The sequence below is a fragment of the Pseudocnuella soli genome (assembly GCF_004347775.1).
GTDB lineage: Bacteria > Bacteroidota > Bacteroidia > Chitinophagales > Chitinophagaceae > Flavisolibacter > Flavisolibacter aquaticus.
Genome location: NZ_CP037755.1, coordinates 2,270,228 through 2,285,351 on the forward strand (window position 1 = coordinate 2,270,228; position 15,124 = coordinate 2,285,351).

9 protein-coding genes are annotated in these 15,124 nt (G+C 49.5%); 5 read left to right on the top strand and 4 right to left on the bottom strand.

Annotated elements, in window-relative coordinates; all coding sequences use genetic code 11:
• Positions 1-17: 17 nt before the first annotated feature.
• The 3 genes from EPD17_RS09370 (at position 18) to EPD17_RS09380 (ending at position 4,385) form a co-directional block, all read left to right on the top strand.
• Positions 18-1,262, top strand: coding sequence for an NAD(P)/FAD-dependent oxidoreductase (locus EPD17_RS09370; protein ID WP_132053683.1), 1,245 nt, complete (start codon positions 18-20; stop codon positions 1,260-1,262).
• Positions 1,263-1,354: 92 nt separating this feature from the next.
• Positions 1,355-3,142 (top strand): DUF885 family protein, encoded by a 1,788-nt coding sequence (locus tag EPD17_RS09375; protein WP_204743387.1) that lies wholly within the window; start codon positions 1,355-1,357, stop codon positions 3,140-3,142.
• A 295-nt stretch (positions 3,143-3,437) separates the two neighbouring features.
• Positions 3,438-4,385: a sugar phosphate isomerase/epimerase family protein gene (locus EPD17_RS09380; RefSeq protein WP_165929578.1), complete on the top strand. Its 948-nt coding sequence runs from the start codon at positions 3,438-3,440 to the stop codon at positions 4,383-4,385.
• Between the two features lie 334 nt (positions 4,386-4,719).
• On the opposite strand, the gene EPD17_RS09385 is transcribed toward EPD17_RS09380, so the two are convergent.
• The 4 genes from EPD17_RS09385 to EPD17_RS19970 all read right to left on the bottom strand — a co-directional run bounded on the left by EPD17_RS09385 (position 4,720) and on the right by EPD17_RS19970 (position 10,224).
• On the bottom strand, positions 4,720-5,952 hold the full coding sequence (locus EPD17_RS09385) for a multiheme c-type cytochrome (protein WP_132053687.1): 1,233 nt from the start codon (positions 5,950-5,952) through the stop codon (positions 4,720-4,722).
• Between the two features lie 27 nt (positions 5,953-5,979).
• On the bottom strand, positions 5,980-8,172 hold the full coding sequence (locus tag EPD17_RS09390; RefSeq protein WP_132053689.1) for a S9 family peptidase: 2,193 nt from the start codon (positions 8,170-8,172) through the stop codon (positions 5,980-5,982).
• A gap of 51 nt (positions 8,173-8,223) precedes the next feature.
• Complete coding sequence (locus tag EPD17_RS09395) at positions 8,224-9,915, bottom strand: M1 family metallopeptidase (RefSeq protein WP_132053691.1); 1,692 nt, start codon at positions 9,913-9,915, stop codon at positions 8,224-8,226.
• Between the two features lie 147 nt (positions 9,916-10,062).
• Positions 10,063-10,224, bottom strand: coding sequence for a hypothetical protein (locus EPD17_RS19970; RefSeq protein WP_165929579.1), 162 nt, complete (start codon positions 10,222-10,224; stop codon positions 10,063-10,065).
• 148 nt (positions 10,225-10,372) lie between these two features.
• On the opposite strand from EPD17_RS19970, the gene EPD17_RS09400 reads away from it, so the two are divergent.
• Together EPD17_RS09400 and EPD17_RS09405 are read left to right on the top strand one after the other, a co-directional pair.
• Positions 10,373-13,396 carry a SusC/RagA family TonB-linked outer membrane protein gene (locus tag EPD17_RS09400; RefSeq protein WP_114236036.1) on the top strand — a complete coding sequence of 1,008 codons (3,024 nt, stop codon included), beginning with the start codon at positions 10,373-10,375 and terminating at the stop codon, positions 13,394-13,396.
• Between the two features lie 19 nt (positions 13,397-13,415).
• Positions 13,416-15,008, top strand: coding sequence for a RagB/SusD family nutrient uptake outer membrane protein (locus tag EPD17_RS09405; protein WP_132053693.1), 1,593 nt, complete (start codon positions 13,416-13,418; stop codon positions 15,006-15,008).
• Positions 15,009-15,124 lie beyond the last annotated feature (116 nt).

Consider the following 15,124-nt stretch of genomic DNA (forward strand, 5'->3'; position numbering starts at 1 on the left):
TTTTTCAAACAGCTTTCATGAAAGCAGTAGTGATCGGTGGCGGCATCATTGGTTTGAGTGCCGCCTATTATTTGCAAAAAGACGGTTGGGATGTGACCGTTGTTGATAAAACAGATCTTTCCGACAGTTGCTCGTACGGCAACTTGGGCATGGTGGTACCCAGTCATTTTGTGCCCCTGGCAGCACCGGGCATGGTGGCACAGGGCATCCGATGGATGTTCAACAGCCGCAGCCCTTTTTATGTAAAACCTTCGCTGAGCCCAAGTCTTATTAACTGGGGATTGAAGTTTGTAAAAAGCGCCACCACCAAACATGTAGAAGATTCGGCGCTTCCGCTGCTCGAGATCAATAAATACAGCAAGCAGTTGTACGAAGAATGGCAAGAGGAGCCGGGGCTTGATTTTGCCTATGAAAAAAAAGGCATCCTCATGTACTACAAAACCGAAAAAGTAGGCGAGGAAGAAGTGCACCTGGCTGATAAAGCAAGGAGCCTGGGACTGGATGTTGTTGCTTTAAATAAATCGGAAGTACAGGAGTGGGAGCCGGGCATAGAACTGGATATTTTGGGCGCCGTACATTACCGCTGCGATGCGCATTTATACCCTGGCAAACTGATGCCGCAATTAATACAGCACCTCAAAGACAAAGGCGTTAAGTTTAAAGAAAATCATACGGTAACCGATGTAGTAACCAGCGGTGGTGCGGTAAAAAAACTGGTGACGGATAGGGGCGAAATTGACGGCGATGTATTTGTGATGGCCAACGGATCGTGGCTGCCGCAACTGGCTAAAATGGCCGGTATAACCATTCCGCTGATGCCGGGTAAAGGCTACTCGTTTACCTACAACGAGCCGCGGCAAAAACTCAATATTCCCGCCATTTTGTGCGAAGCCCGTGTCGCCATCACACCCATGAACGGCCACATGCGCTATGGCGGTACCATGGAAATTGCGCCGGTCAACAGCCGCATCAACATGAACCGGGTGCAGGGCATTGTTGAATCGGTGCCGAAATATTTCCCGGGTATAAAATTGGAGCTGCCCAACGAAAAAGATGTGTGGTATGGCTTCAGGCCTTGTTCGCCGGATGGCTTGCCTTACCTGGGTTACAACAAAAAATTGAAGAACTTAATCATAGCAGGCGGCCATGCGATGATGGGCCTGAGCCTGGGGCCGGCCAGCGGAAAAGTGGTGGCCGATCTGGCCGGGGGCAAGGCGCCGCAGGTAGATGTTGCGGCTTTTGATGCCAACCGTTTTTCCTGATAAAATAATTAAATGCATGTGCCTTGTGTGCCACATGCATTTGTTTTTTGCACCTGTTTTCTTTTAATTGACTCGCTGTTTAAACGATCTGTATGAACCATTTTGGCCTGCTTAAAAAGCCTTTTTTCATTGCCTGCTCATTTGTGGCGTTGCAGGCAGTGGCGCAACCTAAAGCTTCTTTTGTGCCCTGCCAGGAAATGCCCGACATGATGGTGCAGTTCAATGCTGACCTCCGCGCTGTGCAACGTTTTTACACACCTGCTACCGGCAACACTTTTCGCAACGCAGGCGGTGAGGGCAGCATAGGCTCGCCTGAAAAGCGGGCTCGTTTGGCAAAGCTGTATAACGACTACCTGAAGCAGTTGTCGCAAATATCTTTTACGGCTTTGCCACAGGAATGCAAGGTGGATTACATCCTGTTTAAACGCGACCTGGAAGAAAAGCTGCGGCAAGGTGCCGATGAAGAAAAGGAGTACGCTAAAATACAGCAGTGGATTCCGTTTGCAGATAAAATATGGGCTGCCGAAAAGCTGCGCCGCCGTGGCACACAGCCCAATGCAGATGCACTGGCAAAAGAGTGGACGGCCATTGTACGGGATGTATCGGCACTGCAGCAAAAACTAAAAGACGAAAAAGGATTAACGCAGGAAAATATCTACACCGCATCTGAAGCGGTGGAAGGTGTTCGCAAAGCTGCTACCAGCGTGTATGAATTTTACAATGGCTACGATCCGATGTTCACCTGGTCGGTGCCCAAAACTTACCAAGCGCTTGACTCAACGCTGGCCCGTTATGCAAAAGACATCAAAGGGAAAGCAGCTGCATTTACTGCGCCGGATAAAAGTGGCATTGTAGGGCAGCCCGCCGGCCGCGATGCGCTGGTGCGCCAACTGGCTTACGAAATGATCCCGTACAGCCCCGAGGAGTTGATCGACATTGCTAACAAAGAGTTTGCCTGGTGCGATAAGGAGTTGTTGAAAGCCACCAAGGAAATGGGTTTTGGTACCGACTGGAAAGCGGCCATGGAAAAGGTAAAGAACAGTTATGTGCCTGCCGGCAAACAACCTGAAGCCATCCTGAAATTGTACGATGAAGCGATTGGTTTTTTAAAGAAAAATGACCTCATTACCATTCCGCCACTGGCCGAAGAAACATGGGGGATGATGATGATGTCGCCGGAGCGCCAACTGGTAAACCCGTTTTTCCTGGGCGGGCTTGATATCATTATTTCGTACCCCACCAATACCATGGACGAGGCCGACCGCATGATGAGCATGCGGGGCAACAACCCGCATTTTTCGAAAGCAACGGTGCACCACGAATTGATTGCCGGCCACAACCTGCAATATTTTATGAACAGCCGCCACCGCACTTATCGCAACTTTAGCACGCCGTTCTGGACCGAAGGCTGGGCGCTGTATTGGGAGCTGCTGTTGTGGGATATGCAGTTTGCCAAAAGCCCTGAAGACCGCATCGGTATGTTGTTCTGGCACATGCACCGTTGTGCCCGCATCATTTTTTCGCTCAACTACCACATGGGCAAATGGACGCCGCAGCAGTGCATCGATTTCCTGGTGGACCGCGTAGGGCATGAGCGGGCCAATGCAGAAGGCGAAGTTCGCCGTTCGTTTGTAGGCCGTTACCCGCCGCTGTACCAGCTGGCTTACCTTACCGGCGGCCGCCAGTTTTATGCATTGAAAAAGGAGCTGGTGGATAGCGGCAAAATGACCGCGAAACAATACCACGATGCGGTGATGCGCCTCAATGCAATGCCTGTTGAAATGATCCGTGCCATCCTTACCAACCAGCCGCTGACGGAAGATTATAAGACCAAATGGAAGTTTTATAAAAGTGGGGAAGTAGAAGGGAAGCAGTTTTAAAAGCAGCAATATTATTATTGATCATGGTATAAAAAAGCAACGGCCTAAAAGGTCGTTGCTTTTTTTATGGTTTATCGCTGCACGATGTGTTGGGAAGTTTATTAATTAGAAACGACAATCTGGAAACAAAGCAATTAATGTGTATTTTAAATGATCGCGTTGTTTAAAGTTTTATTCATTCGTACAGCTTTGTACACGCTTGATCAATTAAATGCATGCCATGCGAATCCATTCAAGTATCACCCACTCTGCCTGTTTATTAGGTAATAAGTTGTTTCCAACAAAGCCCCTACTCATGCTGAAAGGTGTATTTAATACCAACGCATTTCTTTGTGTAGCTTTCTCCCTGCTCACTATTCTTTTCTCCTGCGCCGATGCGCCTCAATCCTCAACACCAATCGCACAGGAAAAGCCCGCCATGAAACCCAAACTTGCCGCACAACTCTGGACCTTTCGTTATGAACTGCAGAAAGATGTGCGGGGCACATTAAACAAGATCAAAGGGCTCGGCATTGACTATGTGGAAGGCTTTGATGCACCTTATATTACCGGCAACCCGGAAGCATTTAAATCGGCATTGGATTCAGCGGGCCTGCAACTGTTTGCACTCCATTGGAGCGAAATGAAAGACTGGCGAAACGATCCCGCCATGATCATGCAGACAGCGAAAAAACTGGGTGCCAAATATGTGGGCATTGCGTGGTTGAAGAACACAAAAGAAGACACGGTAACACTGGCAGTTGTAAACGAAGCTGCTGATTTGCTCACACAATCCTGCGCCGCGGCAAAGGCAGAGAGCCTGCAATTGTATTATCACATTCATGGCTATGAATTGCAGCCGATGGGCAGTGGTAAAACGTTTTTCGACAGCTTTATGGAGCGCATTGATGGCAATTGTGTGCGGCTGGAAGCCGATATGTATTGGGTGGCTTATGCCGGGCAGGACCCGGTGCAATTTATGCAGCAATACCGCGGCGGCATTGACTTTTTGCACATCAAAGACATGGCACCATCCGTATCCACCGGCGTTTTTACCGGTGCCAACTTTATGCCTCCTGATATGCCTGCATCAAACTGGGTACCGCTGGGCCAGGGCAAGATTAACTACAAGCCTATTTTTCAAAAAGGCAAAGAGATAGGTGTGGAATGGTATATTTTGGAAATGGATAAATACGGTGGTGATGTGTTTGCCGCGGTGAATTCGTCGATTGCTTATATCAGGAAAGAAAAGTTGTTTCCGTGAGGTGTTTTTTTAATAAGAAGCCAACTATTGCACTGCGTTTTGATGTTGGAAACACTTTGCCTTTGTCATCCTGAGCGCAGCGAAGGATCTGAGCTTTCATTTAAAATGATTGCTGGTAATTGAAAGTGGCTTGCTTGTTCTGGCATTTTCTAAAGCACAAAATTCAGATCCTTCGCTGCACTCAGGATGACATGCGGCGAAGCCGAATGCAATTTGGAAACACTCACGTCAACGCTTATACGAAAAAGTTATAGAAGGACATTATACTTAGCGAAAGCCAATTGTAAACGAGAAGTGACTTGAAAGTTTGACAATACAAACGCATTTAAAAAGCCTACAACTTCTTAAACCTATTCCCTTCTCCCGGGTAAATCCCAATCAAATGCGTCCGCACCAGATTAGGCGTGGGCTGCATGCTGCCCTGCGATTGCAACGAAATCACATGCGACTCTTTTGCCGGCATATGGCAGTCAATACAATTGGCCCTGATGCCCGTACCCAGCTCTTTTTCCTTTGGACAAAAATTGGTACCCGTTGGCTGGTGGCAGCTCATACAACGCTGCGAAAAAACGGCCATGTTTGTACGCTCAGTAGTATGCGGATTGTGGCAGGACGAACAATCCATGGTGATGCTATTTTCAAAACAGGCGCTGGCCTGCAATAGCTGCACCTGGTTGCCGTGCACGTCTATAGCATTCGGGTCTGGCTTCGTCGTATCCGGCGGTAAAAATTCGGACAACTGTGCACCGGGTGTAAAGCGGAATGTTGGTTTGATTGACTCCCGCAAACCCGAATGGCAGGTGGCGCAAACATCCATTTTCTGCTGGCGTGTAAGCGATGCCTGCACCGGTATGTGCTGCGCTGTTTTTTCTGTTGGGTTTGCCTGGTGAAACTGCACATGCTGCGCAGCCGGTCCATGGCATCGTTCGCAATCGATGCCATAAATGATCTTGCCCTGATCGAAATGATCCACACGAAAGCCATCTTGTGCACTTACATTGGTGCGGCGGATATAAGAGCTGTGGCATTCAAAACAACCAATAGGAATGTTGCGGTCAAAGCGCACTTGCTTAGCCGGATAGTTTGGGCTGTTGGCCCAGCGCTGCATCGGCACAAAATAAGACACGGGCAGTTGAAAAACCTTGTCGTCTTGGTAATACAAAAAAGTTTGCGCCTTTCTGCCGGAGCCCACAACCAAATCAAACCGGAATGCCTGTTGCTCCTGGTTATTGAGGTAAGCCACCTGGTACAAGCCACTGTCGCGGCGCTCCATGGCCACCTTTACATGCGGCTGGTAGTAATACTCGTTTGAATCCTTTTCAAAGCTGCCTTTGATCGTGCCTTCGTTTGCAGGTGCTGTGCTCCGGTTATGTGCTGTGTGCAGGTAACTGTCGTAAATATTTGCATGGCAACTACGGCACGCCTCAGCACCCGCGTAGCCTGCACCACGCAGGTCGGTGCCGGCTGCTGCGGGCTGCTGCATGCATTGCACAAAGACGGTTACCAGCGCAGCAATAGCGGTCACCATCCAAACACCCCGGTTGCTGCGCAAGGCCCTGTTTTTCATGCTTAAAGTAAACACGTTTTAATGCGATCAATATTGTTTGTTGCCGCCTTCCCCTTTAGGTCCGCCGGGACAATGTTCTTTTAAAAACTTGGTGAACAAACCAGCCAGGTGCCTGCTCGTTCCTTCGCCTTCGTTAATAGAGTGGGTGCGGTTGGGATAGCTCATCATCTGAAACTGTTTGCCCCATTTCACCAGTTCGTTAATCAGCATTTCGGTGCCTTGGTAATGCACATTATCGTCGCCGGTGCCGTGTACCACCAGCAGGTTGCCCTTCAGGTTTTTGGCGTGTGTAATAGGCGATCCGGCCACAAAGTCTTCCATATTTTCCTGCGGCAAACCCATATAGCGTTCCTGGTAAATATTGTCGTACAACAACTGGTTGGGCACAGGCGCAATGGATATACCGGTTTGGTAAATATCAGGGTATTGAAACAGCAGATTAAGCGTGGTTGAGCCACCGCCGCTCCAGCCATGCACCGCAATACGGCTGCTGTCTACAAACGACCATTGCCTTATTTTTTTTGCCGCCATTGCCTGGTCGCGGATGTTGATGACACCGATCTTCCGGTATATGGATTTGCGCCATGCAGCACCTTTCGGTTGCGGCGTTCCGCGGCCTTCCACACTCATGTAAATGTATCCGTCGTCGGCCATGTTGCCCATGTAAAGGCCATTGTTGCCAATTCCTGCAGCATCACGCACTGTTGTGCCTGCGGGCTCGGCATACACCTGGAAAACCACCGGGTATTTTTTGGTGCTGTCAAAGTTTTTGGGCTTTACCATCCAGCCGTTCATTGTAATGCCGTCTTCAGTGGTGATGGTAAACATTTCTACGTTCGGGCCACCGCCGGCTGCAGTTTGCGCCAGCGTTTTAATGGATTTATGCGCAGGCAGTTGCACCCATTCCGACAAGCGTTCGTTGCGGTGGTTGGAAAAATTGTGCATGGCAAAACTACCATCGGGGCTGGTGCGGTATTGGTGTGTGCCGCGCTGCGCTACAGGCGATAATTGCTCCAACTTTCCGCCGCCTTTTAGCGAAATGCGGTGCAGGTATTGCTGCGTTGCATTTTGCGGCGACGCCATAAAATACACGTACCCGTTTTTTGCATCCATTGCATTTACCGAGATCACATCGTAATCACCTTTGGTGATGAGTGTTTCTTTACCATTGCGTTCGAGCAGGTAAATATGGCGCCAGCCATCTTTTTCCGAAACCCACAAAAAGTTTTTGCCGCCATTGAGCCAATCCCAGCCCGCAAAGTCATCGCTCCAGCGGGCTTTTACATCAATCCATGCGTTGTCGTTTTCGGTGTAGATTTTTTTAGCGGTTCCATTTGCAGCATCGCAAATAAAAATGTTGGCTACATTTTGTTTGCGGTTCAGTTGTTCTAAGATGATTTCGGTATTGTTGGCAGCCCACTCCATGCGCGGAATGTAGTGCTGTTGCGGATCGCCGGGCACCTGCATCCATGTGGTAGCCCCCGATGCAATATTGACAACACCCACTTTTGCAGGCGAAGGCGCTTCGCCCACTTTCGGATATTCAACCGGGATGGTAAACGAATACACCGAATCAGTGTTGTTGATCATGAGAAAATTGCGGATCTGCCGCGCATCAATTTGCCAGTAGGCAATGCTTTTGCTATTGGGGCTCCACCGAAAGCCGTCGCGGCAATCAAATTCTTCTTCATAAGCCCAATCAAAAGTGCCGTTGATGAGGCGGTCTGTGCCGTCTTTGGTAAGTTGTTTTATAGCACCTGAAGTGAGGTCTTCTACAAAAATGTTGTGCTCCGATACATAAGCAACAGCACTTCCATCCGGTGAAAATTTAGCAAACATCAGCGACGATGCAGGCCGGCCTTTTCCCAGTTGTTTCAGCGTGCCGGATGCAAGGTCTTTCACCCAGTAATCGCCCCGTGTATCGAGCCGCCACACTTTTTTGGTGTTGGTGTAGAGCAACACTTTTTTGCCATCGTCTGAAAATGCAAACGAACGGATGGGAATGGAACGCTGGCCTGCTGCGGGTTTTAAAGTGCCCGAATCGGCAACTACGGTTTTGGTAAAATTGGGCAGCTGGTAGGCCACAATACCGTTGTCTTCAATGGCATAATAGCGGTTGCCTTCTTTGGCCCACATCATGCCACGGGTAGATTGTGCAATGGCCACGTGGCAGGTCGTGGCTATGAATAAAAATGCAACAAGAATTTTTGTATAACGCATAAAAAAATTGAATCAGGAATGATGGTTGTTTGCTGAAATGGCGCAGCGTGTTTAGCGCAATGCAGTTTTGCCTTCCGAAGGTTCTGCAACGATGTAATACATTTTCTCAATGGCTTCTTTTGTAAACAGTGCTGCAGCACCCGCTTTCAGGTCGGAGGTTTTCCAGCCTGTTGTAGGTTCAATGCGCATAGAAGTGGTAGCATTTTGCATCGAAATAGGCAGGTTAAAACCATCTACGCAATTGGCCCAGCGATAGGTAAGCTTTTGCCCATTGCTGCTTACATAAAATTCCAGTTTGGGTATTTGCGTGGTGCGCAGGTATTGGTCAAACACTTTGCTGTAATTAAAACCGGCTCGCTTTGAAATGTATTCTTCCACCTGTTTGCTCGTAACGGTTTGGTGGTAGAATGTTTTATTCAAACCACGCAGAATGTCGCGGAACAGGACGTCGTTGGCCATACTGTGGCGGATGGCATGGAGCATGTTGCCGCCTTTGGGATACATATCGCCACTGCCTTGTGCATTTACGCCATAGGGCGGAATTATGGGCTTGTCGTTGCGGATGCCTTGCCGTGTGCCGGCATTGTATTCGTTGCCAGCCTGCACGCCAAAAATATGGTCTACAAAAAGCGTTTCGCTATAGTTGGTAAAACCTTCGTGCACCCACATGTCGGCCAGGTCGCGGGTAGTGATGTTGTTGCCAAACCACTCGTGGCCGCTTTCATGGATCACAATAAAATCCCACTTCATGCCCCAGCCCGTACCGGAGCCGTCGCGGCCGCGGTACCCGGGTTTGTAATGGTTGCCATAAGCCACTGCACTTTGGTGTTCCATACCGGTGTGCGGCACATCAATCAGTTGGTAGCCATCCTCATAAAAAGGGTAGGGGCCAAACCAGTGCTCAAATGATTTCAGTGTGTTGCGTACTTCGGTGGGTAAGTAGCTTTTTGCTTTAGGTAAATTATAATCCAGTACCCAATAGGTTACATCGAGCTTGCCTTTTTCACCGCCATACACTTCTTTAAACGAAACATATTTGCCGATGTACGGAATGATGTTGTAGTTGTTGATCGGGTTGGTTACTTCCCATGTAAAACTGGCGAGCTTGCCGGGTAGCTTTTGCTGTTGTTTCAATCGTCCGTTACCTACTGCCATTAAAGTGTCCGGAACGATCATGGTAAGTGTTGCGCCCCTGTCCGGTTCGTCGCTTTGGTGATCTTTGCACGGGTACCAAACCGATGCGCCCAGCCCCTGGCAGGTTACGGTCATCCAGGGCCGGTTCAGCGAATCTTTGGTAAATGTCCAGCCGCCATCCCATGGTGCACGTACAGCTTCCCGTGGCGTGCCCGAATAAAAAAGGGTGAGCTTATTGGTTGTGCCTTTTTTTTGTTGCGGCATAGCGATAAACCATGCATTGCCATCGTTACGGAAGCGAAGTTTTTGTTTGCCATTTAACACAGCGCTATCAATATGCAGCGGCGTTTGCAAGTCGATCTGCATTTCTTCAGCACCTTTTTCATCCAACACTTTATAGCCGATGGTGTTGCTGCCTTTTAAAGTTTTAGTTTCAAAATCGGGTTGCACCGAAATGGCATAATGCTGCGCATCCCACCAGGCACGTTGTGGCGTAATGCTGCCGCGCAGCGTATCGGCACGGGTAAAAGTTTGGGGCTTGGATTGTGCCTGTGCAGCCTGTAAGCCGCAACTAAGCGCTAGGCCGGTCAACCAATAAATAGGCTTCATATAGGTGGGTTTGATCATGAAGAAAGTGATGCGCCAAGATAACATATAGATATGAACCGGTTGCGTTTTGGTGGCGTTGCTTTTTGGGTATAAAAATGAAGTGGCCTGCTGCTGAAATCCTTGCACTTTTCCTCATTTTTATTTACATCACAACCCATCCATTTTGCCGGAGGCTAAACCTGCTAAAATAATATTCATTAAAGAAAACTGCTGCGCCGCATTTTGCAAATAATGCCCATATTTTAACCCTGGCACGCTGCTGCTGAAAATTGGTGTAATGGGCGCCTGTAGCGGCTTTTGTTGCAGCATTTTACACAAACAATGCCCGTAATTTATGCAGCAGTATAAAGGGTTAAAATTTGTAAACATCAGGATAATATGCTTCTGCACATCGCTGTTGAAGCCGCATAATTTAGTGTTTCATTGAACTTCCCCTCACCCCCTAAAGTCATCGTATATGAAACGAATGGTACAATGTATATTAGCTTGTGCCTTGCTTACTAACCAACCGCTGCATGCGGCTCCTTATGTTCCACCGGGTTATGTAGCTTACCGCACCTTAACAGGCGTAGTTACAGATGCCACAACAAAGGAACCTCTGGCTGGTGCATCGGTTCAGGTTAAAAATTCTTCCGTTGGTACCACCACCGACGCCGCCGGGCGCTTTAGCCTGAATGTGGAAGGCAACGTAACGCTGGTTGTGTCGTATGCCAACTATGCCGTGCAGGAGTTTCCCATCAAAGACCAGGCTTCGATCACCATTCAGTTGGAGAAAAATATTGCCAGCATGAACGAAGTAGTGGTGGTAGGGTATGGCACGCAAAGAAGGGGAGAGGTTACAAGTGCTGTGTCCAGCGTAAAAGCTGAAGATTTTACACAAGGCTTTGCCCGTGATGCCGCACAACTGATCCAGGGCAAAGTGGCCGGTATTTCGGTGGCCACACCCAGCGGCGACCCCAATGCAACTGCACAAATTTCTTTGCGTGGTGCCAACAGTATCCTAGGCAACAACGCGCCTCTTGTATTGATCGATGGTATCCCGGGCAACCTGAACACGGTGGCACCGGAAGACATTGAATCGATTGATGTTTTGAAAGACGGTTCCGCTGCGGCCATTTATGGTACCCGCGGCAACAATGGTGTGATCCTGATCACTACCGTAAAACGCAAAGGCGGCAACCGTCCGCCCACGCTTAACTATCATGGGTATGTAACGGTGCAGCAAATTGCCCGTAAAATGGAGTTCCTGAATGCCGACGATTACCGCCGCCTGATCAGCCAGGGCGTAAAAGGTTTCAACCAGGACCAGGATCCAACCAAGCCCGGGTATTCGAACGTAGCCGGCTCGAACGACGAATACGGTGCCAATACTGATTGGTTTGAAACCATTACCCGCACACCCATCAGCCACACCCACAACCTTACGCTGCAAGGTGGCAATGGGCAAACGAACTATACCGCATCGCTCAACTACCGCGACTGGCAGGGCATTTTCCTTCGCTCAGATAACCGCCAGATCATTGGCCGCCTCGATGTGAACCATGCGATGTTTGATGGTAAACTGAAATTCAACGTCAATGCCATTACCCGTTCGCGTAAAAACTTTTCGGGCCCCAGCTACAGCTATGCTTACCGCCAGGCGCTTATCCGCAACCCAACGGAACCGGTTTATACACCGGAAGGCAATTATTTTGAACGCCCGGTGTATAACTACGAAAACCCGCTCCGCAGCATCCAGGAAACTGATGGCGAATACCGTGCAAACGAACTGCGGTTAAACGGTAGCGTTACCTTCACGCCGATCAAAGACCTGAATTTTAAACTGCTTGTTTCGGGCAACCAAACCAATGGTTTGAGTGCTTATTACGAAAAATGGAACCACCTTGCATCGGTTAACAACAACCGCCGCGGGTATGCTTCAAGAGGCAGCAGCTTTAGCCGCGATGAGTTGTTGGAATTTACCACCGACTACAGCCGCAGCTTTGGCGATCACCGCATTTCGGCGTTGGGTGGTTATAGCTACCAGTACAATTCGTATGAAGGTTTTGATGCATACAACTCCGATTTTCCTTCCGACCTGTTTTCCTACAACCGGCTTGAATCCGGCGACGGTCTTGCTTTTCAAACCACGCCGTTTGGTATGAACAGCGATAAGAACGACTGGAGGCTGATTGGTTTCTTTGGCCGGTTCAACTACACCTTTAAAGACCGGTACATGTTGATGGCTTCCCTGCGGCACGAAGGTTCTTCCAAATTTGGTAAAAACTACCAGTGGGGCCAGTTCCCGGCCGTGTCGCTTGGCTGGCGCATCAACAAGGAGTCGTTCATGCAGAATGTTCGCGCTGTCAACGACCTGAAGCTGCGTGCAGGTTATGGTATCACCGGTACCATTCCCAACGATCCATATCGTTCGCTTATTTTGTCCGACTATGGTGCACGTTTCCTGAGCAATGGCCGCTGGATCCAGCAGATTGCACCAGGCAGCAACCCCAACCCCGACCTGCGTTGGGAAAAGAAACTGGAATGGAACTTTGGTGTTGACTTTGCCCTCTTCAACAACCGCGTTAGCGGTAGCATTGACGCTTATCAGCGTGATACCAAAGACATGCTCTACAACTTCGCCGTGCCTGTGCCGCCGTACCTATTCAACAGCATTTTGTGGAACTCGGGCCATATGCGCAACCGTGGTTTAGAAGTGCTGGTAAATGTGGTGCCGGTGCGCAGCAAGAAGTTTGAATGGAACACCAACTTTACGTTCTCTGCCAACAAAAACAAGCTGATTGCCATCACTGGTCCTGCATCTTCGGGCACTATTGATTACATCACTGCAGGTGGCACCGGCGAACCCATCCAGGAAGCCACCCACCGCAACTATGTAGGCCAGCCGGTTGGTTCTTTCTATGGATACAAATCCATCGACATTGCACCGGATTCCACCTGGATCATTGAAGGTGAAGACGGTAAGCCAAAATCAATGCGCAACTCAACGCCTTCTGATAAAAAGATCCTGGGCAATGGTATTCCCAAATACATTGTAGGTTGGAACAACTCGTTCCAGATGGGTAATTGGGATCTGAATATCAACCTGCGTGGCGCTTTCGGCTACCAGATCCTGAACATGCAAAAGATGTATTATGCCAACCCCAAGATCAACCAGTACAACATGCTCCAGTCTGCGTTTGATCCGGTATATGGCAAAACGCCCATCTATGCCGACCTCGCATACGTTTCTTACTACATTGAGCAGGGCGACCACATCAAGATCGACAACGTGAGCCTGGGTTATGCATTGCCCATTAAAAACAGCAAAGTGATCCGCAATGCACGGGTGTATGTTGCGGGCCTCAACCTGCTCACCATCACCGGTTACACCGGCATCGATCCGGAAGTAAACAGGGTTGGTCTTTCACCGGGCATCGACGAGCGGGATAAATACCCAACCACCCGTTCCTTTACTGTTGGCGCCAACATTACCTTCTAACAATTTATCTGCTTAAACAATGAACAGAAATATAAAAGCTTCGTTTGCGGTAGTGCTGTTCGGCGCAGCAACGCTGCTCAATGGTTGCACCAAACTTGATGAAACGGTGTACGACCGGGTGCCTACCGAAGAATTTGTGCCTACCGAAAAGGACATTCCTACCATCATTGCGCCAGTGTACACCAACCTGCGGGGCATGCATGCTTCCTGGCAGGGCAACTTCGACCTGCAGGAAGAAGCCGCCGATGTAATTGTAACGCCGGCCCGCCCGAACGGTTGGTTTGATGGCGGCACTTACCAGCGCATGCACCAGCATGCCTGGAATGCCGTGCAGTGGCAGCCGCAAAACCTTTGGGAACATTGCTACCGCGGCATCAACACCGCCAACCGCGTAATTTACCAGATGGAATCGGGCGAAGTGCCCATTGCCAGCGGTAAAGAACAACTGGTGGCCGAACTGAAAGCTGCACGGGCTTATTACTACTACAACCTGCTCGATAACCACGGCAATGTGCCCATCGTTACCGATTACAAGGATGTATCGTTACCCAAGCAAAGCACCCGCCTCGAAGTGTACAATTTTGTAGTAAAAGAATTCACTGATGCCATTCCGCTGCTGAATGAAAAAGCAGACCAGTCGACCTATGGCCGCTTTACCAAATGGGCTGCAAAGGCCATGCTGGCAAAAGTGTATCTCAATGCAGGCGTGTACACCGGCACACCGCAGTGGGAGAAAGTGATCCAGGAATGCAACGATATTATTGCAGCCGCACCGGGCCGCTATGTTTTGGAAGCTGACTACAAAGCACCATTCAAAACCGATAACCACAACTCCAAGGAACTCATCTTCGCCGTGCCATACGACGAGATACAAGCCACGCAGTTCAACATGCACATGAAAACCCTCGATCCTGTGCATCGTGCAGTGCTGAGCATGGCAGCACAGCCTTGGGGTGGCAATGCTGCGGTGCCGCAGTTTATTGATACTTACGATCCCGATGACTCGAGGTTAAAAGATACCTGGATCATGGGCCCGCAGCTCAATGCAACAACCGGCGCGGTAGTGATCAATTACACCAAGCACCTCGATGGTTTGGCGCTTTCGGGCAGCAACCAGGGTTACCGCATTGGTAAATACGAGATCAAGATTGGTGCCCGTGGTGCCCTCAGCACCGACTACCCGCTGGCCCGCTACTCCGATGTGCTGATGATGAAAGCAGAAGCCCTGCTCCGCACCGGAAAAGCTAATGAGGCCGCTGAAATCGTAACACAGGTGCGCCAGCGCGCATTTAAAGCAAACCCGGCCAAAGCCACCGTAACCGGTGCGCAACTCATGATGGGCAGCTCGTATAAGTACGGCTACTACAATACCAACGGCACCATCAGCGAATACCAGGGTGGCGATGATATCCAGTTTGGCCGTTTCCTTGATGAACTAGGTTGGGAGTTTGCAGCCGAGGCACGCCGCCGGCAGGACCTGATCCGCTTTGGTGTATTCAGTACCAAAACATGGTTCAACCACCGGCCAACATCGCCCAACAAAGCGCTGTTCCCGCTGCCCGAAGCAGAACTGGTGAAAAACTCAAACCTGAAGCAAAACCCCGGATATTAAAACATATTTTTCCTGTAACGTTTGAAGTGAGCACTACGCCTGTGGCCTTTTGTCCGCGGGCTTTTTTTCAATTACGCAATAAGCGCATAATTTCAATGAGTGCTTTATAAAACCTG